Here is a 20873-nt window from a genome sequence, read left to right on the forward strand (position 1 = left end):
GCAACCGGCTCAAGCGATACCAATGGCACAGACCTCTCCAAAACTTCGTCTTTTCGTCGATACCCCCCTCTCCGAAGGGATGGAAGTGGCCTTGGGGCGCGACCAGGCCCATTGGCTGAACACCGTCATGCGTGCCAAGGCCGGGGAAGAGGTGGCGGTCTTCAACGGCCGCGACGGCGAATGGCGGGCCGAGATCGCCGCTTTGACGAAATCGGGCGGCAGCCTGCACCCGGCCGAGCAATTGCGCCCCCAGCGCCCCGAGCCCGATTTGTGGCTGCTTTTCGCGCCGTTGAAGAAGGATGCGACCGATTTCGTGGTAGAGAAGGCGACCGAACTCGGCGTCTCCGCCCTGGGGCCCGTCTTCACCCGCCACACCGTCGCCCAGCGGGTCAATTCCGAGCGTCTGGCTGCGAATGCCAGGGAAGCCGCCGAACAATGCGAAAGGCTGAGCATTCCCAGGCTGTTGCCTCCCGAATCCCTGGAAAAGCTGCTGGCGGATTGGGACCCCACGCGCCGCCTTCTCTACATGGACGAAACCGGCGGCGGCGCCCCGATTGCGGAGGTGGCAAGCGGGCTGGACGGCCAATCCCTGGCCGTCCTGGTCGGCCCCGAAGGGGGCTTCGCCAAATCCGAGCTTGACGCTTTGCGCGATCTGCCTTTTGCTACCGCGGTCGGTCTGGGACCGCGCATTCTGCGTGCCGATACCGCTGCCCTCGCGGCTTTGGCCTGTCTCCAGGCCTGGTGCGGCGACTGGCGTGATCGTCCCGCTTTCCGCTGATCGCAATAAGACAGGTCTTTGCACCCCTATGTCCGCACCGGCCAAACCGAGCGGTGAGCCCATCACCGGCAAGGCGCAACTCGTCGAATACCTGGAATCGGGCAACAAGCCCCGGGATTCGTGGCGCATCGGCACTGAACACGAGAAGTTCGCCTATACCCTGGACGACCTGCGTCCGCTGCCTTATGAGGGCGAGCGCGGCGTGAGGGCGCTGCTGGAAGGCCTGCGCCAATACGGCTGGGAACCCGTCTTCGAGAACGGCAATCCCATCGCCCTGACCCGCCCCGACGGTGCCTCGGTCACGCTGGAGCCGGGCGGTCAGGTGGAGCTCTCCGGCGCGCCGCTGGAAACCATCCACGAGACCTGCCGCGAGGTGAACGAGCATCTGCGCCAGATCAAGGCCGTGGCCCAGCCCCTGAATATCGGCCTGATGGGCATGGGCTTTCAGCCGAAATGGACGCGCGAGGACACGCCCTGGATGCCCAAGGGCCGCTACAAGATCATGCGCGACTACATGCCCAAGCGCGGCTCGCTGGGACTGGACATGATGCTGCGCACCTGCACCGTGCAGGTGAACCTGGATTACGCCTCCGAAGCGGACATGGTGAAGAAGTTCCGCGTCTCGCTGGCCCTGCAGCCCATCGCCACGGCGCTGTGGGCCAGTTCGCCCTTCCTCGAGGGCAAGCCGTCGGGCTTCCTCAGCTATCGCAGCCATATCTGGACCGACACCGATCCCGACCGCTGCGGCATCATCCCCTTCGTCTTCGAAGAGGGCATGGGCTTCGAGCGCTATGTGGACTACGTCCTCGATACGCCGATGTATTTCGTCTATCGCGACGGGAAATATATCGACGTCTCGGGCCAGTCCTTCCGCGACTTCATGCAAGGACGCCTGCCCGGCCTGCCCGGCGAAATCCCTACCCTGGGCGACTGGGCGGACCACCTGACCACCGTCTTCCCCGAGGTGCGGCTGAAGAAATACCTGGAAATGCGCGGCGCCGACGGCGGCCCCTGGCGCAAGCTCTGCGCCCTGCCCGCCTTCTGGGTCGGCCTGCTCTACGACCAGGACTGCCTGGACGCCGCCTGGGACCTGGTCAAGGACTGGACGCCGGAAGAGCACGACCATCTGCGCCGCGAGGTTCCGCGCCGCGCCCTGCAGACGCCCTTCCGCAACGGCAGCCTGAAGGACATCGCCCTGCGCGTGCTGGACATCTCGGAAGAAGGCCTGCGCCGCCGTAACCGCCTCAACAGCACCGACCGCGACGAGACCGTCTTCCTCAAGACCTTGCGCCACACCGCCGAAACCGGCATCACCCCGGCCGAAGAACTGATCGAAGCCTGGAAAGGCCGCTGGAACGAAAGCGTCGATCCCGTCTTCCGCGAACTTGCCTACTGACCCCAAAGGAGACCGCCCCATGACGGCCGCCCCCGGCAACGCCAAGATCTGCAACAGCCTGCAAGAGATTCGCGACAATATCGACCGTCTGGACGACCAGATCGTCGCGCTGCTGTCCGAACGTAGCGGCTATGTCCATCAGGCCGCCGGCTTCAAGGAAACGCGCGCCAATGTGGTGGTCCCCGAACGCATCGAAGCCATCGCCACCCGCGTGCGCGGCCTGGCGGAAAGCCACAAGGCCGATCCGGACCTGATGGAAGCGATCTATCGCGCCATGATCGACTGCTACATCGCCTATGAGGACAGCGTTTGGGCCCGGACCCGCAGCGAAGAGGCCGTGAAGGAATAGCCCGGGCGCTTGCCCAAGCTTCGAGACGCCGCTGGCGCGGCGACCCATGAAAAAGGGGGGCGGGAAATTTTCCGCCCCCCTTTCTCTATCCAGCCGGAACTCTACAGCCCCGCCACCGTCATGGATTCGATGCGCACCGTCGGGCTGTCGAAACCATAGCGGAAGACGAGGTCGTTGGCCGCCGACATGTTGAGGAACATGTCCTTCAGGTTGCCCGCCACCGTGACCTCGCTGACGGGATAGACGATCTCGCCATTCTCGATCCAGAAGCCCGCCGCGCCCCGGGAATAGTCGCCGGTCAGGCCGTTGACGCCCATGCCGAACAATTCGGTGACGTAGAAGCCTTGGGCGATATCCTCGATCAATTCCTGCACCGTCACCTGACCGGGCTCGAAATAGAGATTGGTCGGCGAGGGCGAAGGCGGCGAGGCAGTGCCGCGCGAGGCATGGCCGGTGCTTTCCATGCCCAATTGGCGGGCCGAGCGCAGATCCAGCAGCCAGGTGGTCAGCTCGCCCTTCTCGATGATGTTGCGCCGCTTGTTGGGCAGGCCTTCGCCGTCGCAGGGCTTCGAACGCAGGCCGCGCTTGCGGTGAGGATCATCGACCACGGTGATCAGGTCCGAGAAGACCTTCTTGCCCAGCTTGTCCTTCAGGAAGGACGTGCCGCGCGCGATGGCAGAACCGCTGATGGCGCCGGACAGATGGCTCAGCAGGCCGCGCGCCACGCGCGGGTCGTAGACCACCGGCACGGTGCAGGTCTTCATCTTGCGCGCGCCCAGGCGGCGCACGGCGCGATGTCCGGCATTGCGCCCCACTTCTTCCGGGTCGCGCAGGTCGGAGGCATAGACGGCGCCGGAATAGTCGTAATCGCGCTCCATCCCCTGCTCGCCGCCGCCGGCCAGCACCGAGACGCTGTAGGAACAGGACGAGACGGAATAGGCATTGGCGAAGCCGTTGCTGGCAGCCACGGCCACGTTCGAGCGGCCCCAGCCAGCCTCGGCGCCTTCCGAATTGGTCACGCCGGGCACGGCGCGGGCGGCATCCTCGGCCGTGCGCACCCATTCCACCAATTCCTCTGCCGAGGGCTCGTGGGGATCGCAGCTATCCAGGTCGGGCAGGTCGCGGGCCAATTGCTCGGGCTCGGCCAAGCCGCAGAACGGGTCTTCCGGCACCGTCCTGGCCATCGCCACGGCACGGTCCACCAGCTCGTCCAGGGCCGCCGCCGAGCGGTCGGACGAGGATACCATGGCCTGGCGCTTGCCGATCAGGACCCGCAGGCCCAAATCGCCCGATTCGGCCCGTTCCAGGCGTTCCATGTTGCCCAGGCGCCAGGCCAGGGACATGGAGGCGGAATTGACCAGCACCGCATCGGCGGCATCGGCGCCCCGGGCGCGGGCCTTGGCAATCAGGTCGGTCAGCAGGTTCAGCGAATCGGCGCTCATGTCTCGGACTCCTTCCATTCCGAAAATAGGTTAGGACCCGAACAGGAAATGCAACAGCACCAGAGCCATCGGGCCGCAGGACTGGTGGTTGCCCAAGAGAGGAAACTGAACGCCCGACGGTATCACGCCTCCCGCCGGGCGGCCACTTTCTAATCCTTCCAGATCGGCTTGCCGCTGCCGGGCAAACCATAGCTGGACCATTTGCGGCTGACCTCGTCGATCACATCCTGGTCCATGCGGATCTTCTCGCCCCATTCCCGATGGGTTTCGGGCGGCCATTTGTTGGTGGCATCCATGCCCAGCTTGCCGCCGAGCCCGGATTCCGGCGAGGCGAAATCCAGGTAATCGATGGGCGTGCCCTCGATCACCGTGATGTCGCGGGCCGGGTCCATGCGGGTCGAGACCGCCCACATGACCTCCTTCCAGTCGCGGCAATTGATATCGTCATCCACCACGATGACGAATTTCGTGTACATGAACTGGCGCAGGAACGACCACACCCCCATCATCACGCGCTTGGCATGGCCGGGATAGGCCTTCTTCATGGAGACCACCGCTATGCGGTAGGAACATCCCTCCGGCGGTAGCCAGAAATCCACGATTTCCGGGAATTGCTGGGTCAGCAGCGGAATGAAGACCTCGTTCAGTCCCTCGCCCAGCACGCTGGGCTCATCCGGCGGACGGCCCGTGAAGGTGGACAGATAGATCGGCTTGCGGCGCATGGTGATGGCCGAGACGCGGAAGACCGGGAAGGGCTCGACCGAGTTGTAATAGCCGGTATGGTCGCCATAAGGGCCCTCGTCGCCGAACTCGTCGAGCATGACATGGCCTTCGAGCACGATCTCGGCGGTGGCGGGCACCTTCAGCGGCACCGTCTTGCAATCCACCAGCTCGACCTTGCGGCCGCGCAGCAATCCCGCGAACTGGTATTCCGACAAGGTATCGGGAACCGGCGTGACGGCCGCCAGGATGGTGCCCGGATCGGCGCCAATGACCACGGCGGCGGGCAAGGGCTCGCGCTTTTCCTTGGCCCAGCGCTGGTAATGCTGGGCCCCGCCGCGATGTTTCAGCCAGCGCATCAGCGTGGTGTTGCGCCCCGTCACCTGCATGCGGTAGATGCCCAGGTTGAAGGCGTCCGAGCGGTTGCCCTTGGGATTGGGGCCTTGCGTCACCACCAGCGGCCAAGTGATCAGCGGCGCGGGCTCGCCCGGCCAGCAGCTCTGGATGGGCAGGCGCGACAGATCCACGTCGTCGCCGGTCAGCACCACTTCCTGGCAGGGCGCGGAAGACACCGTCTTGGGCCGCATGGACATGACGGTCTTGAGCAGCGGCAGCATCTCCACCGCCTCGCGCCAGCCACCCGGCGGTTCGGGCTGCTTCAGGAAGGCCAGGGTCTCGCCCACCTCGCGCAACTGATGCGGCTCGCGGTCCATGCCCCAGGCGACACGCTCGACCGTGCCGAACAGGTTGACCAGGACCGGCATGTCATAGGCGCTGCCGTCGGGACGGCGCACATCCTCGAACAGCACCGCCGGGCCGCCTTCGGCCAGCAGGCGCGTCTGGATTTCCGTCATCTCGAGCACCGGCGAGACCGGCGCCGAAACCCGGACCAGACGGCCATCCCGCTCAAGACGGTCGATGAAGTCGCGCAGCGAAGAATAGGGCATGGAAAAATCCGCTCTCTTGTTCCCGCGCCAATCAAGCGGCGATAGCCGCCGCCGTCAAGCCATTGATGCGGCGAAACTATCATCTCTAGGTGGCTTCCTGTTCCTCACTTTTGACGCTACTCTTCCTCTCCAGGGTTTGCAGAGGGGGGACTGGGGGCATGACGGCACAGGCGCGGCTTTTTCTTGATCCGGACCAGCATTACCGGAAGGTCATCGAACTCGGCATCGCGCTCTCCGCCGAGCGCGACAAGGCCCGCCTGATCGAGACGATCCTGATGGGCGCCAAGGAGATGACGCGGGCCGACGGCGGCACGCTCTATCTTCGCACGGACGACGAGCAGGGGCTGCGCTTCGCCATCATGCGCAACGACAGCCTGAATATCGCCATGGGCGGGACCACGGGGGCCGAGATCCCCTACCCGCCCCTGTCCCTGTTCGATGCCGAGGGCAGACCCAACCATCACAATGTCGCCACCCATACGGCGCTGAACGGCAAGACCGTCAACATCGCCGATGCCTATTCGGCCGAGGATTTCGACTTCTCGGGAACCAAGGCCTTCGACGAGCGCACCGGCTACCGCTCGCAATCCTTCCTGACCGTGCCTCTTCGCAACCACAAGAACGAAGTGATCGGCGTCCTTCAGCTGATCAATGCACGCGACGAATTCGACCGGGTCATTCCCTTCGACCCCGCCTTCGTGCCGCTGATCGAAGCCTTGTCCTCGCAAGCCGCCGTGGCACTCGACAACCAATACCTGATCCAGGGGCAGCGCGACCTTCTGGATTCCTTCATCCAGGTCATCGCCCACGCCATCGACGCCAAGTCGCCCTATACCAGCGGCCATTGCCAGCGCGTGCCGCAACTGACCGAGATGCTGGCCCGCGCCGCCGTCGAGGCCAAGGACGGGCTCTGCGCCGATTTCGACCTGGACGCCGAAGGCTGGTACGAACTGCATATCGCGGGCTGGCTGCACGATTGCGGCAAGCTGATCACCCCCAACCACGTCATGGACAAATCCACCAAGCTGGAAACCGTCCACGACCGCATTCACGAGGTCGCCACACGCTTCGAGGTGCTGAAGGCCCGGGCCGAGGCGGAATACTGGAAAGCCCTCGCCCAGGGCGGCGATGCCGAAGCCCTGAAGGCCGGATTGGAAACCCATCTGGCCGAGTTGGAGGCAGATTGCACTTTCCTGCGGACCATCAATATCGGCGGCGAGTTCATGGCCCCCGACAAGCTGGAACGCCTGAATCGCATCGCCGCCCTGCGCTGGACTAGTCCGGATGGCGAAGAAGCCCCATTGCTGACCGAGGACGAGGTCAAGAACCTGTCGGTGGCGCGCGGCACCCTGACCGATGAAGAGCGCAAGATCATCAACGACCATATCGTCGTGACCATCGACATGCTCTCCCAACTGCCCTTCCCCAAGGGTATGAAGCGCGTGGTGGAATATGCCGGCGGCCATCACGAGAAAATGGACGGCACCGGCTATCCCAAGGGCCTGACCCGCGAGCAGCTTTCCATCCCGGCACGCATCATGGCCATCGCCGACATCTTCGAGGCCCTGACCGCCGCCGACCGCCCCTATAAGAAGGCCAAGACCTTGAGCGAAAGCATCCGGATCATGTCCTTCATGTGCAAGGACCAGCATATCGACCCGGACCTGTTCGCGCTGTTCCTGACCTCCGGCGTCTATAAGGAATATGCGGAGAAATTCCTAGCCCCCGAACAGATCGACGAGGTGGATATCGGCCAGTATCTCCCTTCCCCCGCCACCCATTAGGGAAACAGGGGACCTAGCGCAGGGCGAGCATCATGGCGCATCGTCTTTCGCCGGGAAGACCGCGCGCCACTTCCTCGTCGAGAACGGCCTGAAGGGCGGCAGGCATCTCGCCCGCCTCCAATGTCCGGAAGCCGAGCCTTTCGTAGAAGGGCCGGTTCCATGGAACGTCCCGGAAGGTGCTCAGGGTCACGGCTTCGAGGCTATCTGATCTTGCCGCCTCGACTGCCTGCTGGAGCAGCCTGCGGCCGATCCCCTGTCCCTGATGCCGCTGTGCGACGGCAAGCTCCCAGAGATGCAGCCGGTTCCCGCACTTCTCGGCACTCAGAAAACCGACCGGGACATCCTCCCCGTCGAACGCGACCCATGAAAAGCCCCCGGCGATCAGTTCCAGATGCCGCTCGGCCGACTGCACCTCGTCATCCGCGATCCAGGCCAGATCGGCGATGGCCAGGAAAGCCTTGCCGGCCGAACGTTCCACCTCGGGCAGCCGTTCCGCGTCTGCGGGACGCGCCTTGCGGATACGGACCATGGGCGAGAAGGGATCCAAGGCTCCTCTCCGGAGACCTCAATCCGGCCAGCGGCGGTGCAGCCACAGCCATTGATCCGGGCGCTCCCGGATCCAGCTTTCCAGCGTGGCGTTGACCTGGGTCATGGCCGCCAGGATATCGGCATGGCGGTCGCCGCTATGGGGCAGGTCCATGGGCGGGAAGATGGTATAGCGGAAACGGGCGCCGCCCAGGCGTTCCATGCGGGCGGGCAGGATCGGGCAATCGAATTTATAGGCGAACTGCGCCAGGGCCGGGGCGGTCATGGCGTCGCGGCCGAAGAAGGGAACGGGAATGCCGTCATTCATCTTCTGGTCCACCAGCATGCCGATATGCTCGCCCTGCTTGAGCAGCTGCACCGCCCGCCTTGCCCCGCTCGATCCCTTGGGAATCATCTCGCCGGCATCTTCCACGGTGCGGCGCTCGTAGAGCCATTTGGCCCAGCGGTTGTTGGCCGCCCGGAAGATGAAATGCAGACGCAGGCCGTAACGCTGGTGAGGCAGGTTGGCGCCCACCTCCCAATTGCCGATATGGCCGGAGACGATCAGCCCCGGCTTGCCGTCGTCGCGGAGTTGTTCCAGATATTCCGCCCCGACGATCTCGACCCGGTCGGATTTCAGGATGCGATCGATCTGGGAGAATTCGCCCAGGCAGCGGCCGAGATGGTCCCACATATCCCGCACGATCTTCTCGCGCTCGGCCTCGCTTTTCTCGGGAAAGGCGCGCGCCAGATTGCGCCGCGCGCGCCGGGTCACGCTCATCCGCATGCCGATATGACGGCCGATGGCCGATCCCAGGGCCGAGGCCCAGTCCAGCGGCAGAATGCGGAACAGCCCATAGCCCACGACCCCAAGCACGGCCAGCATGAAATTGCGCAAGCCGCCCTTATTCATTCCCGTCTCTCTCCCAGGCTTTCCTCAACACATGATGCAATGCCGCCTCGTCTTCCCAGCGCAGTTCGATCCCCAGCACCCCCACATGCGGGCGCAGATCCTGAGGCAGGCGCACGAAATCCTTGGCCGTGGTCAAGACGATGGCCTCCTGGCTGCGGGCTTCCTCCAGGATCGTCTCGATCTCGGCACGGGTGAAGGGATGGTGATCGGCGAAGGCATGGCAGGACAATAGCGTGACGTCCAGTCCGCGCAAGGTGTCAAAGAACTTGGCCGGGCGGCCGATCCCTGCGAAGGCGACGGCGCGCTTGCCCGCCAGGGCCGCGGCCTCCGGGCCCGGCACCATGCCGGCGCGCAGCAGCGTCAGCCCGGCATGCCGCGCCAGGGCAGCAAGGCCGCAGCGGTCCGGTCCCACCACCACCAAAGCGGAAGCACGGGACAAGCCGCGCGCCACCGGCTCGCGCAGGGGACCGGCGGGAATCACCCGCCCATTGCCGAAGCCCGTGGCACCATCCACCACCACCAGAGACAGGTCCTTCGCCAGGGACGGATTCTGGAAGCCGTCATCCATGATCACCACGCCCGCCCCGTTTTCCTGGGCGGCGCGGCCTCCGGCGGCGCGGTCGCGGGAAATCCAGCAGGGGGCTGCACGGGCCAGCAACAGCGGTTCGTCGCCTACATCGCGATAGCCATGGATTTGTGGATCGACCCGCACCGGCCCGGCCAGACGCCCGCCATAGCCGCGCGAGAGGAAATGTGGCCTCCGCCCCGAATCCGTTAGCAGACGCGCCAGGGAAAGGGCGACGGGTGTCTTGCCCACCCCGCCGGCCGTGATATTTCCCACGCAGATCACCGGAACGTCCAGGCGCAGGGGCGTGGCGGACGCTTGGCGCAGGGCCCCGGCGGTTCCATAAAGCCAGCCCAGCGGCGACAGCAGGCGAGGCAAGGCGCCGTCACGCGCCCAGAAGTCAGGTGCCCGCATGGACCGCCTTTTCCTCCAGGCCGTCGAGCCAGGGCGACAGCCGGGCCAGCAGGGCGTCCAGCGCCCCGGCCTCGGCAAGACCGGCCTCGCGGCCGCGCTCGCCCATCTCCGCGGCTTGCGTCGGGTCGGCCAGCAGGCGGTCCAGGGCCTCGGCCAGGGCCGCCTCGTCCGCCACTTGGCAGGCCGCCCCCCGGTCCAGCAGCAGCTTCACCGCAGGGGCGAAATTGCCCATGTTCGGGCCGAACAGCACGGCGCAGCCCAGACGTGCCGGTTCCAGCGGATTCTGCCCGCCGGACGCCCCCAGGCTCTTGCCGACGAAGACCAGCTTCACCGCGCGGTAGAACAGGCCCAATTCGCCTAGGGTATCGGCCAGGTAGACTTCCGTCCCCGCCTCCACGGCCGCGCCGGACGAGCGCAGGGCGACGGCATGGCCTTGCGCCGCCAAGTCCTCGGCGATGCGCGGGCCGCGCTGGGGATGACGGGGCACCACCACCGTCAGCAGGCCGGGATGACGGGCGGCGAGGCGGCGATGAACGCGGGCGGCCAGGGCCTCCTCGCCGTCATGGGTGCTGGCCGCCAGCCAGACCGGACGCCCACCGAGAAGGCGCCGCACCTCCGCCAGCGCCCCCTCCTCGGCCGGTAAGGGCGGGGCGGCATGTTTCAGGTTGCCGACGCAATCGGCCTCCCGCGCGCCCAGCTCGCGCAGGCGGGCGGCGTCTTCCGGCGTCTGCCCCAGGCACAGGGCGAAGGACGACAGCATCTCGGCGGCGAAGGAAGGCGCACGGCGCCAGTTGCGGAAGGATTTCGCCGACATCCGCCCCTGGATCAGCACCATGGGCAGGCGACGGGCGCGCGCTTCGGCCAACATGTTGGGCCACAGTTCGGATTCCGCCCACAGCGCCAGGTCGGGCCGCCAATGATCGAGAAAACGCGCCACATAGGCGCGCCGGTCCACGGGAATATATTGATGCAGTGCCCCGGCAGGCAGCCTTTCGGCCATCAGCCGGGCCGAGGTCACGGTGCCGGTGGTGATCAGCACCGAAAGGCCACGCTCGGCCGTCAGGCGCTCGATCAGCGGCAGCACCGACAGGCTTTCGCCGACACTGGCGGCATGCAGCCAGACCAGCCGCCCCTCGGGGCGCGGCAGGCTTGGCTGGCCCAGCCTTTCGGGAAAACGTGCCGCATCCTCCTTGCCCCGCGCCAGACGGCGGTTGAGGTAGAGGGAGAGCAGCGGCGCCCCCAATTCCGTCAAGCCGCGATAGAGCGACAGGATCACGTTCCGGCCTCTTGCACCTTCTCGGCGGGCAGGACGGCTTCATGCCCCATCCGCTGGTCGGCCGCGGCGGTGATGGCGTTGAGCCGTCCCTCCACCTCCTCGCGCAGAGCTTCCAGCCCGGCCTCGCTGGTATCGCGCGGCACCTCCAACGGACGGCCCCAGACGAAGACGCCCCTCGAGAAGGGCAGCGCCACCATGAAGCGGTCCCAACTGCCCAGAACGCGGCTGCGCTTGGCCGAGAAGGTCGCGGGGATGATGGGAACGCCCGCCATCTTGGCGATATTGACGATCCCCGCCGAGGCCCGCATGCGCGGCCCGCGCGGACCGTCGGGCGTGATGCCCACGCATTGCCCGGCCTTCAGCGCCTTGAGCATGGCGCGCAAGGCGCCGCTGCCGCCCTTGGAACTGGAACCGGCGATGGTGTCGATGTCGAAATGCGAGACGGTGCGGGCGATCAGCTGGCCGTCGCGATGCTGGGAAATCAGCATGTTGATCGGCACGCCCCGGCGCCAGCTATAGGGCATCATCAAGATGCGGCCATGCCAGAAAGCCAGGATGAAGGGCTTGCCCGCATCCCAATAGGCCGCGGGGATATGGCCGTTCACCACCTCCCAGCGCCCCGTCTTCATGACCAGCCGGATATACAGCGAGCCCAACCAGCACAAGGCGGCACGAACGCCGTCCGAGCGCGTGAACGTCTTCAGCATCCTCTTCAACACGGCTCAGCCCTCCGACGGAGCCGGTTCGGCGGCGAATTGCAGGGAGTAAAGGCGGGCATAGACGCCGCCCTTGGCCAGCAATTCCTCGTGATTGCCGCTTTCCACCACACGGCCCTGATCCATCACGTGGATGATATGGGCGCCGACCACGGTGGACAAGCGGTGAGCGATGACGATGGTGGTGCGGCCCTTCATCAAGGCGTCCAGGGCCGCCTGGACATGGCGCTCGGACTCGGTGTCCAGCGCCGAGGTCGCTTCGTCGAGCAGCAGGATCGGCGCGTTGCGCAGCATGGCGCGCGCGATGGCCAAGCGCTGGCGCTGGCCGCCCGAGAGGTTGATGCCCTTCTCGCCGACCATGGTGTCATAGCCCTGGGGCAGCGCCATGATGAAGTCATGGGCGGCGGCATGGCGGGCGGCCTCCTCGATCTCGGCCTCCGTCGCCCCGGGGCGGCCATAGGCGATATTGGCCCGGACGGTATCGTCGAAGAGGGTGATTTCCTGGCTGACCAGGGCCATGGCCTCGCGCAGCGAGTTCAGGGTGACGTCGCGCACGTCCTGGCCGTCGATGGTCACCGAACCGCTGTTGACGTCATAGAAGCGCGGAATGAGGTTGAGGACGGTCGACTTCCCCGCCCCCGACAGCCCCACCAGGGCCACGGTGCGCCCGGCCGGCACCTCGAGAGACAGGCCGTTCAGGGCCGGACGCTCGTCCTCCGCCCCGCGATAACCGAAATAGACGTCGCGGAAGGAAACCGCCCCGCCCTTCAGCACCAGGGGCTTGGCATCCGCCTTCTCGGTAATGTTCCGATTCAGGTCCAGCATCTCGAAGACGCGCTGCGCCGAGGCCAGGCCTTCCTGCAGGCTGGTGTTGAGGTTGGCCAGCGACTTCAGGGGCTGATAGGCCAGCATCAGCGCGGTAACGAAGGAGAAGAAGGCACCCGCCGACGTCTCTCCGGCGATGACGCGGCTGCCGCCATAGACGATGACCACGGTAACCGCCAGCCCGCCCAGCGTCTCCATGATCGGGCTCGACGCGGCACGGGTCCGCGAGGCGCGATAGGTCAGCTTGAAGATGGTGTCGATCAGCGACCCCACCTTGCTGCGCTCATAGGCTTCCATGCCATAGGCCTTGACCACGCGCATGCCCTGGAAGCTCTGCTCCAGCGCGGTCATGAAGCGGCCGACCTCTTCCTGGGTATTCGCGGTGACGCGGCGCATGCGGCGGCCCAGGCGCTGGATCGGCAGGATCGCCAGCGGGAAGACGAAGAAGCTGACGGCCGCCAGCGCCCAGTCCTGGTAGAACATCACGGCGACCAGGAAGATCACCGACAGCGCGTCCTTGCCCAGCCCCGTCAGGGAATTGGAGACGGCGCCGCGCATCATGTTGATGTCGTTGGTCAGGCGCGCGATCAGCTTGCCCGTCGCCGTGGCGTGGAAATAGGCCAGATCCATCTGCAGCAGATGGCTGAACAGCCGCTTTTGCATGTCGGTGATGATGCGCAGGCCGACCTGGGACATCAGGACCGACTGGCCGTAGGTCGACAGGCCCTTGATCAGGAAGGTGAGGATCACCGCCCCGCCCACGGGCCACAGCATGGCCTCGTCGCGCTCGACGAAGACCTTGTTGACCACCGGGTCCATCAGCCAGGCCGTGGCCGCGGTCGAACCGGCGGCAAGGGCCATGCACAGAAAAGCGAGGAGAATCTTGCCGACATAAGGGCGGATGCCCTCGGCGAAGAGGCGGCGCACCAGAAGATGCGTGGAATGGTCCAGAGGAATTTTGCTCAAGGTGCTGTCAGTGTATCGGCGGAAAGCAGCCGTCTACATAGCACGGGCGCAGCGGCGGGGCCAACGGCCGGAGTTGCATGCAACGAGCCTTGAGCCAGCAAGGCCTGGAAAGTGGCGGGAGTGACGGGGCTCGAACCCGCGACCTCTGGCGTGACAGGCCAGCGCTCTAACCAACTGAGCTACACCCCCGTGCAAGGGAGGCGCCTTATACCAAGGCCATTTGCCCTCCACAAGCCCTTTTCGCAAGGGCTGCGATTTTTTCTTCGGATCGCTCCGAAAGAGGGGCGAGACCGCAAGGCCCGCCCCTCTTCTGCCGTTATTGCGCGGCGGCGGACAGGCCTTCCGGGTCGCCCACCACCACCACCGTCAGCCGTTCGGGCTGATAGAGGCGCTGGGCCACTCGGCGCATGTCGTCCAGGGTGACGGCATCGAAATATTCGTTGCGCTTTTCCAGGTAGTCGATGCCCAGGTCGTCGATCTGCATCGAGACCAGCATGCTTGCGATGCTGCCGGTGCTGTCCAGTTGCAGCGGGAAGGAGCCCTTGATGTAGGTCTTGGCGTTCTCGAGTTCCTCTTCACTCACCCCCTGCTCGGCCATGCGCTGCCATTCCTGGCGGATCAGGTCGATGGATTCGGCAAGACGCGGATTGGCGGTGGCGACGGCGCCGCCCATGATGGCCGCCCGGTCCATGCTTTGCAGATAGGTGTAGACGGAATAGGCCAAACCGCGCTTGGCCCGGACCTCTTCCATCAGGCGGGACGAGAAGCTGCCGCCGCCCATGACGTAGTTCAGCAGATAGGCGGTGTAGAAGTCCGGGTCCTGGCGGTCGATCCCCTCTTCGCCGAAGACGGCGACGCTTTGCGGGATGTTGCGCTGGATCACCGTCACCTCGCCGCTGAGCTGCGGCTCGACCTCCGGCGCCAAAGCGGGCCTGACCTCGGCCGGCAGGTCGCCGAAGGTGGCATCCAGCAGCGGCCCCAGATCCTCGGGCGTGATGTCGCCGACCACGCCGATGACCAGATTGTCACGGCCGAACTGGCGGCTGACGAACTGGCGCAGGTCGTCGGCGGTGATGGCCTGCACGGTTTCCGGCGAGCCGCGCACCGGGCGGCCATAGGGATGGCCGGGGAAGACGACGCGGTACCATTCCCGGAAGGCCACGGTATTCGGGTCCTGCAATTCGCGGCGCAGCCCGGCCAGAATCTGGTTGCGGATGCGCTCGACCGGCTCGGCATCGAAACGCGGCGCGGTCAGGGCCATGCGCAGCATCTCGAAGGCGGCGTCGCGGTTCTCGGTCAGCGTCTGCAAGCGGCCGGTGAAATTATCCTGCCCCGCCGAGAAACCGAGACGCACCGCCAGGTCTTCCAGGCGGCGCTGGAAGGCCAGGGAATCCATGTCCCCCGCGCCTTCGTCGAGCAGGCCGGAAACCATATTGGCCAAACCGGCCTTCTCCTCGGGATCCAGCGCCGCACCGCCGCGGAAGGCGAACTCGACGGCGATGATGGGATTGGTATGGTCGCGCACCAACCAGGCCTCGATGCCGCCGGGACTGGTAACACGTTCCACCTGGACGGCGGCCTGGGCGGGCAGCACCGGCAGCAACAGCAGGACGAGGGCGAAAAAGGCTTTCTTCAACATCGTCATCCCTCCCTCAGCCCTGTTCATCGGTTTCGCCGGCCTGCTGCGCCCGTGCGGGCAGCAGGATGCTGGTAACGGAACGGGTCGGTTCGAGAACGCGGCGCGCGGCCTCGATCACCTGTTCGTCGGTCACGGCGGCGATGCGTTCGGGCCAGGCTTCCACATCCTCGACGCTCTGGCCGGTCGCCAGGGCCTCGCCCAGGACGCGGGCACCGGTATGGAGGGAATCGCGGGCATAGACGACGGCGGCGCGCAGGCGGGTCTTGGCGCGCTCGATCTCACCGTCGGGCAGGCCCTCGACCAGGATGCGGCGCAATTCCTCGTCCATGGCCGCTTCCAGCTGGTCCATCTCAATGCCCGGGCGCGGGCTGGCGAAGACGCCGAAGGAGCCGGTATCCACCGCCGTCGGGTTGTACCAGGCCCCCGCCGAGACGGCCAAGCCCTGCTGCACCACCAGCGACTGATAGATCCGGCTGGTGCTGCCGCCGCCGATCACCTCGGCCAGGACCTGCAGGGGATAGGCGAGGTCGCTGTCTTCGGTATTGTAGCTGGGCGCGATATAGCGCCGCGACCAGGACGGCTGCTGCACGCGTTCATCATGCATCACCAGGTGCCGCTCGGTGAGATGGGGCGGCTCGCTGGGACGGATGCGCTCGGGCACCTCGCCCGCCGGAATGCGGCCGTAGGTCCGTTCGGCCAGGGGGCGCAATTGCTCGGCGGTGATGTCGCCGGCCACCACCAGGATGGCGTTGTTTGGGGCATACCAGCGTTCATAGAAGGCCAGCGCATCCTCGCGGCTCAAACCACGGATATCGCGCTCCCAGCCGATGATGGGATTGCGGTAGGGATGCAGCAGATAGAGGGCGGCGTTGCTCTGCTCGGACAGCAGGGCGCTGGGATTGTTGTCGGTGCGCGAGCGGCGCTCTTCCAGCACCACGTCCCGTTCCGTCAGCACCTCGTTCTCGTCCAGGCGCAGATTGGTCATGCGGTCGGCTTCCATCCGCATGACCATTTCCAGATGCTCGACGGCGATGTTCTGGAAATAGCCGGTATAGTCGTAGCTGGTAAAAGCGTTATCGCGCCCGCCATGGCGGGCCACGATACGGGAGAACTCGCCCGAGGGGACCTCCTCGGTGCCCTTGAACATCAGATGTTCGAGGAAATGCGCCAACCCGGTCTTGCCCGGCTCTTCGTCGGCTGAGCCCACGCGATACCACACCATGTGGCTGACGACCGGCATGCGGTGGTTGGGCACCACCACGACCTGCATGCCGTTATCCAAGGTGAAGGTTTCGGGGTTGAAGACCTGGGCACGCGCGGCGCCTGCCAGACCGACCACAAGGGTCGCCAGCAGAACCACGCGGGCAAGCAAACTGGGGATCATCCCATCCTCCCGGCGGTGATGTTTGCCGGGATATAAGGTGAAGACGGCGGCTGGGCAACGCTGCAAACGTCACCCTGCCGTGATCACGAAACCTGATGCAGAAAAACTCCTGCTTTCATCGTCATTCCCGCGAAAGCGGGAATCCATGCTGCCGCGGCATCGGTATTGAGCGGCTCGCATCTCTACAAGCCCCCACATGGACCCCCGCTTTCGCGGGGGTGACGATGCGGTGCAGGACAGCCTGTTAGAACAGACCTTCCAGCAGGCCGCGCTGACGGCGCTGGATGATCGGAGTGTCGCCTTCGTTGACGGCACGGCCGAGGGCCTGGTTCTCGCGCAGGCGACGGGCTTCGGCGGCGGCATCGACCACGACGCCAGCGGGGGCGGGGTCACGCCAGAAGAGCAGGCGGTCGGTAAAGCTTTCGCTGGCGGCTGCCAGGGCGGCGGATTCGCGGTTCACCAAGCTGCGGATTTCCGGATCGGCACGGTCGGCACCGGCTTGGCGCAGCAGCACGATCTCGCCTGCGGAACGCCCGGCACGGTCGATCTGGGTGGTCGGCCCCAGGGAACGGCCGAGCAGGCTCTGGCGGGCCATGTCCCGCGCCGTGCCTTCCTGCGGGCGCACCGCCCCGGGAGCCGGCGGACGCAAGCTGTAATCGGGCGGCAGCGCCAGCGGCGCCCGCGAGACCACGGCGAATTCGTCAGGGACCTGCTTGTCCCAGCCAAGAGCGCTCCGCGTTTCGGAGCAGCCCGTAGCGGTAAGGGCGATAAGGAGGCCGGCAAAAGCGACGCGCCCGGCCCGGGCAATGCTACGCATGGATGGTTTCCCGCTTAAGACGAAGGTCATGGCTATTTCAGTCAAGAGCTATTCTTAGGGGAATCCTGTGGCGCGAACAAGGCATCGACGAGCAGAAGACCCGCTCCGACGACGATTCCCGCATCCGCTATATTGAAAGCGGGCCAATGATACCCGAAAGCGTGGAAATCCAGGAAGTCGGCCACGGCGCCGAAACGCGCGCGGTCGATGACGTTGCCCAGGGCACCGCCGATGACCAGTCCCAGGGCCAGCGGCACCAGCCTCCCTTCAGCCTTGCGCAGCCAGAACAGCAGGCCGATGACGATGGCCAGCGACAGCAGCGACAGGATCAGGGCGTTGTGGTCGCCGCCATTGTTGAAGATGCCGAAGCTGATGCCCCGGTTCCAGGTCATGACGATGTTGAAGAAGGGCGTGACCTCGAAGCGGATGGGCGACCAGAAGGGGGTGTGATCCACCCCTTCCGGCCGCAGGGCTTCGATCGCCCAGAATTTGGTGAGCTGGTCGAGGACCAGGACCACCAGGGCGCAAGCCAGCCCCAGGCGCATCGCAGGCCTCATTGGGCGGATGCCATCAGGGTGTCGACCGCATCGGCGCAGCGGTTGCACAGGCCCGGATGCCCGTGGTCATGCTCCTTCACCTCGGGCAGCACCTTCCAGCAGCGCTCGCATTTCTCGCCCTCGGCGCCATGGGGCAGCACGCCCACGCCGTCGATGCCGTCGATGGTGAAGGCGCCTTCCGGCGCAGCCCCCTCGATCACCTCGATGCCCGAGGTGATGGCGATCTCGGCCAGATCCAGCCCTTGCAGGGCCTGGAGATGCTGCGCGCCGACATAGACCGCCGGGCGGGCCTGGAGGCTGGAGCCGATGCGCTTTTCCTTGCGCTCGATCTCAAGGGCGCCGGTGACGACGCGGCGCACGTCGCGCACCACTTCCCAGCGTGCCGCCAGGATGTCGTCGCGCCAGGAAGCCGGGATGTCGGGGAAGAGCTGCAGATGCACGCTCTCGTCCTCGCCCGGGAAACGCGCCAGCCAGGCTTCCTCGGCGGTGAAGCAGATGAAGGGGGCCAGCCAGCGCGTCAGGCAGTGGAACAGCTGGTCCATCACCGTGCGGGTAGCGCGGCGGCGCAGGCTGCCCGCTGCGTCGCAATAGAGCGAGTCCTTGCGGATATCGAAATAGAAGGCCGACAGGTCCACGGCGCAGAAATTATGCAATTCCGTGAACAGCGCGTGGAACTGGAAGTCGTTGCAGCCCTTGCGCACCACCTCGTCCAGCTCGCTCAGGCGATGCAGCACCCAGCGTTCCAGTTCGGGCATCTGTTCGACCGGCAGGCGCTCGTCCTCGGTGAAGCCGTCCAGGCTGCCCAGCAGATAGCGCAGCGTGTTGCGCAGGCGGCGATAGACATCGACATGCGACTTCAGGATTTCCTTGCCGATGCGCAGGTCGTCGGAATAATCCGAGCCGACCACCCACAGGCGCAGGATATCGGCCCCCGATTCGTCCACCACTTCCTGCGGCGCGACCACATTGCCCAGCGACTTGGACATCTTGCGGCCCTGCTCGTCGAGCACGAAGCCGTGGGTCAGCACGGCCTCATAGGGCGCGCGGCCACGGGTGCCGCAGCTTTCCAGCAGCGAGGAATGGAACCAGCCGCGATGCTGGTCCGAACCTTCGAGGTAAAGCGAGGCCGGCCATTTCAGGTCCCAGGGGCCGTTCTCCAGCACGAAGGAATGGGTCGAGCCGGAATCGAACCAGACGTCCAGGATGTCGAAGACCTGCTCGTAATCCTCGGCCTTGTAGGCCTCGCCCAGGAAGGTTTGCGGATCGGCGGCGAACCAGGCATCCGCCCCCTTCTCGGCGACCGCGGCGATGATGCGTTCGTTCACGGCCTCGTCGCGCAGCACCTCGCCCGTCCGCTTGTTGACGAAGACGGTGATCGGCACGCCCCAGGCGCGCTGGCGCGACACGCACCAATCGGGGCGCGCCTCGACCATGGAGCGGATGCGGTTGCGCCCCTGGGCGGGAACGAAGCGGGTCTCGTCGATGGCGGTCAGGGCCTTGGCGCGCAGATCGTTCTTCTCCATCGAGATGAACCATTGCGGCGTGTTGCGGAAGATCAGCGGGGCCTTCGAGCGCCAGGAATGGGGATAGGAATGCTCGATCTTGCCGTGATGCAGCAGTGCGCCCTGTTCCTTCATCGCCTCGATCACCGGCTTGGCGACGGGCGAGTAGTATTTCCCGTTCTTGCCCTGGTCCAGGACCTTCATGCCGGCGAAGACCGGAACATGCGGGTAATAGCTGCCGTCGGGCTGCACGGTGTCGGGAACGGGGATGCCGTGGGCGGTGCCGAGATGCCAGTCGTCCTCGCCATGACCGGGGGCGATATGGACGAAGCCGGTGCCGTCCTCGTCGGTGACGAAGTCGCCGCCCAGCATCGGCACGTCGAAGTCAAAGCCCCGCGCCCGCAAGGGGTGATGCAGGATGGTGCCGGCCAGGGACGCCCCCGCGACCTCGGCCACCTGACGGAAGCCGGTGACCTTGGCGTCGTTCAGCACTTTCTCCGCCAGGGCCTTGGCCAGGACCAGGCGCTCGCCGGACTTGGCCAGCGAGTCCTCGGCCACCGTCTCGATTTCATAGACGCCGTATTCGATCTCGGGACCGAAGGCGACGGCGCGGTTGCCGGGCATGGTCCAGGGCGTGGTGGTCCAGATCACCACCGAGGCGCCTTCGATCTCGGGCAGGCCGGCGGTCACCACCGGGAACTTGACCCAGATGGTGATCGAGGTGTGGTCGTGATATTCCACCTCGGCATCGGCCAGGGCGGTCTTTTCGACCACCGACCACATCACCGGCTTGGCGCCGCGATAGAGCCCGCCATTCATGACGAACTTGGTCAGCTCGCGCACGATCTGCGCTTCCGCCGCATAGGCCATGGTAGTGTAGGGCTGCGCCCAATTGCCCTCGACGCCCAGGCGCTTGAATTCCTCGCGCTGGATATCGACCCATTTCTGGGCGAACTGTCGGCATTCCTCGCGGAATTCCACCGGATCGACGGCATCCTTGTCCTTGCCCTCGGCGCGGTATTTTTCCTCGATCTTCCACTCGATGGGCAGGCCGTGGCAGTCCCAGCCGGGGACGTAATCGGCGTCCTTGCCCATCATCTGCTGCGAGCGGTTGATGACGTCCTTGAGGATCTTGTTCAGCGCGTGGCCGATATGCAGATGGCCGTTGGCATAGGGCGGGCCGTCATGCAGGACGAACTTCTCGCGGCCCTTGGCGGCCTTGCGCAGGCGGCCATACAGATCCATCGCCGCCCAGCGCGCCAGAAGCTGCGGTTCCTTCTGCGGCAGACCGGCCTTCATGGGGAAGTCGGTCTTGGGCAGGAAGACAGTCGTTTTATAGTCCACGCTCATTGTCTCAA

Annotated in this window: 17 protein-coding genes and 1 tRNA gene; 4 read left to right on the top strand and 14 right to left on the bottom strand. The window is 65.7% G+C overall.

The window, feature by feature from the left end; translation table 11 throughout:
• The first annotated feature begins 22 nt into the window (after nt 1-22).
• From EPD66_RS07545 to EPD66_RS07555, 3 genes are read left to right on the top strand one after another with little or no spacing between them, the layout of a single operon-like run.
• A complete protein-coding gene (locus EPD66_RS07545) occupies nt 23-778 on the top strand; it encodes a 16S rRNA (uracil(1498)-N(3))-methyltransferase (protein ID WP_142847887.1) in 756 nt (251 codons plus the stop codon).
• Nucleotides 779-806: 28 nt separating this feature from the next.
• Nucleotides 807-2174, top strand: coding sequence for a glutamate--cysteine ligase (locus EPD66_RS07550; RefSeq protein ID WP_142847888.1), 1368 nt, complete (start codon nt 807-809; stop codon nt 2172-2174).
• A 19-nt stretch (nt 2175-2193) separates the two neighbouring features.
• A complete protein-coding gene (locus tag EPD66_RS07555; protein ID WP_142847889.1) occupies nt 2194-2523 on the top strand; it encodes a chorismate mutase in 330 nt (109 codons plus the stop codon).
• Nucleotides 2524-2624: 101 nt separating this feature from the next.
• Here EPD66_RS07555 and EPD66_RS07560 read toward each other — a convergent pair whose 3' ends face one another.
• Both EPD66_RS07560 and EPD66_RS07565 read right to left on the bottom strand, forming a co-directional pair.
• Entirely contained in the window at nt 2625-3965 is a 1341-nt protein-coding gene (locus tag EPD66_RS07560; protein ID WP_142847890.1) for a TldD/PmbA family protein, read from the bottom strand.
• A 149-nt stretch (nt 3966-4114) separates the two neighbouring features.
• Nucleotides 4115-5632 (bottom strand): UbiD family decarboxylase, encoded by a 1518-nt coding sequence (locus EPD66_RS07565; protein WP_142847891.1) that lies wholly within the window; start codon nt 5630-5632, stop codon nt 4115-4117.
• 158 nt (nt 5633-5790) lie between these two features.
• Here EPD66_RS07565 and EPD66_RS07570 point away from each other — a divergent pair, with 158 nt between their 5' ends.
• Nucleotides 5791-7416 carry an HD family phosphohydrolase gene (locus EPD66_RS07570; RefSeq protein WP_142847892.1) on the top strand — a complete coding sequence of 542 codons (1626 nt, stop codon included), beginning with the start codon at nt 5791-5793 and terminating at the stop codon, nt 7414-7416.
• Between the two features lie 13 nt (nt 7417-7429).
• Here EPD66_RS07570 and EPD66_RS07575 read toward each other — a convergent pair whose 3' ends face one another.
• The 12 genes from EPD66_RS07575 to ileS all read right to left on the bottom strand — a co-directional run bounded on the left by EPD66_RS07575 (nt 7430) and on the right by ileS (nt 20865).
• On the bottom strand, nt 7430-7963 hold the full coding sequence (locus EPD66_RS07575; protein ID WP_255448407.1) for a GNAT family N-acetyltransferase: 534 nt from the start codon (nt 7961-7963) through the stop codon (nt 7430-7432).
• 18 nt (nt 7964-7981) lie between these two features.
• Nucleotides 7982-8854 (bottom strand): lauroyl acyltransferase, encoded by an 873-nt coding sequence (locus EPD66_RS07580; RefSeq protein ID WP_142847893.1) that lies wholly within the window; start codon nt 8852-8854, stop codon nt 7982-7984.
• Nucleotides 8847-9833: a tetraacyldisaccharide 4'-kinase gene (lpxK, locus tag EPD66_RS07585; protein ID WP_142847894.1), complete on the bottom strand. Its 987-nt coding sequence runs from the start codon at nt 9831-9833 to the stop codon at nt 8847-8849. The genes EPD66_RS07580 and lpxK overlap by 8 nt, the downstream gene beginning before the upstream one ends.
• Nucleotides 9820-11109, bottom strand: a complete 1290-nt coding sequence (locus EPD66_RS07590; protein WP_142847895.1) for a 3-deoxy-D-manno-octulosonic acid transferase — start codon at nt 11107-11109, stop codon at nt 9820-9822. The genes lpxK and EPD66_RS07590 overlap by 14 nt, the downstream gene beginning before the upstream one ends.
• Nucleotides 11106-11816 (bottom strand): lysophospholipid acyltransferase family protein, encoded by a 711-nt coding sequence (locus EPD66_RS07595; RefSeq protein ID WP_142847896.1) that lies wholly within the window; start codon nt 11814-11816, stop codon nt 11106-11108. The genes EPD66_RS07590 and EPD66_RS07595 overlap by 4 nt, the downstream gene beginning before the upstream one ends.
• A 15-nt stretch (nt 11817-11831) precedes the next feature.
• Entirely contained in the window at nt 11832-13616 is a 1785-nt protein-coding gene (gene msbA, locus EPD66_RS07600) for a lipid A export permease/ATP-binding protein MsbA (protein ID WP_255448408.1), read from the bottom strand.
• A gap of 112 nt (nt 13617-13728) precedes the next feature.
• Nucleotides 13729-13805, bottom strand: a tRNA-Asp gene (locus EPD66_RS07605).
• A 127-nt stretch (nt 13806-13932) separates the two neighbouring features.
• Complete coding sequence (locus EPD66_RS07610) at nt 13933-15255, bottom strand: pitrilysin family protein (RefSeq protein ID WP_142847897.1); 1323 nt, start codon at nt 15253-15255, stop codon at nt 13933-13935.
• A 13-nt stretch (nt 15256-15268) separates the two neighbouring features.
• Nucleotides 15269-16639 carry a pitrilysin family protein gene (locus EPD66_RS07615; RefSeq protein ID WP_142847898.1) on the bottom strand — a complete coding sequence of 457 codons (1371 nt, stop codon included), beginning with the start codon at nt 16637-16639 and terminating at the stop codon, nt 15269-15271.
• Nucleotides 16640-16883: 244 nt separating this feature from the next.
• A complete protein-coding gene (locus tag EPD66_RS07620) occupies nt 16884-17456 on the bottom strand; it encodes a DUF3035 domain-containing protein (RefSeq protein ID WP_142847899.1) in 573 nt (190 codons plus the stop codon).
• A gap of 41 nt (nt 17457-17497) precedes the next feature.
• Complete coding sequence (gene lspA, locus EPD66_RS07625) at nt 17498-18001, bottom strand: signal peptidase II (RefSeq protein ID WP_255448409.1); 504 nt, start codon at nt 17999-18001, stop codon at nt 17498-17500.
• 8 nt (nt 18002-18009) lie between these two features.
• Nucleotides 18010-20865: an isoleucine--tRNA ligase gene (gene ileS / locus EPD66_RS07630; RefSeq protein WP_142847901.1), complete on the bottom strand. Its 2856-nt coding sequence runs from the start codon at nt 20863-20865 to the stop codon at nt 18010-18012.
• Nucleotides 20866-20873: the final 8 nt, after the last annotated feature.

The organism is Telmatospirillum sp. J64-1 (assembly GCF_006980715.1).
GTDB classification, from domain to species: Bacteria; Pseudomonadota; Alphaproteobacteria; order Rhodospirillales; family Magnetospirillaceae; genus Oleiliquidispirillum; species Oleiliquidispirillum nitrogeniifigens.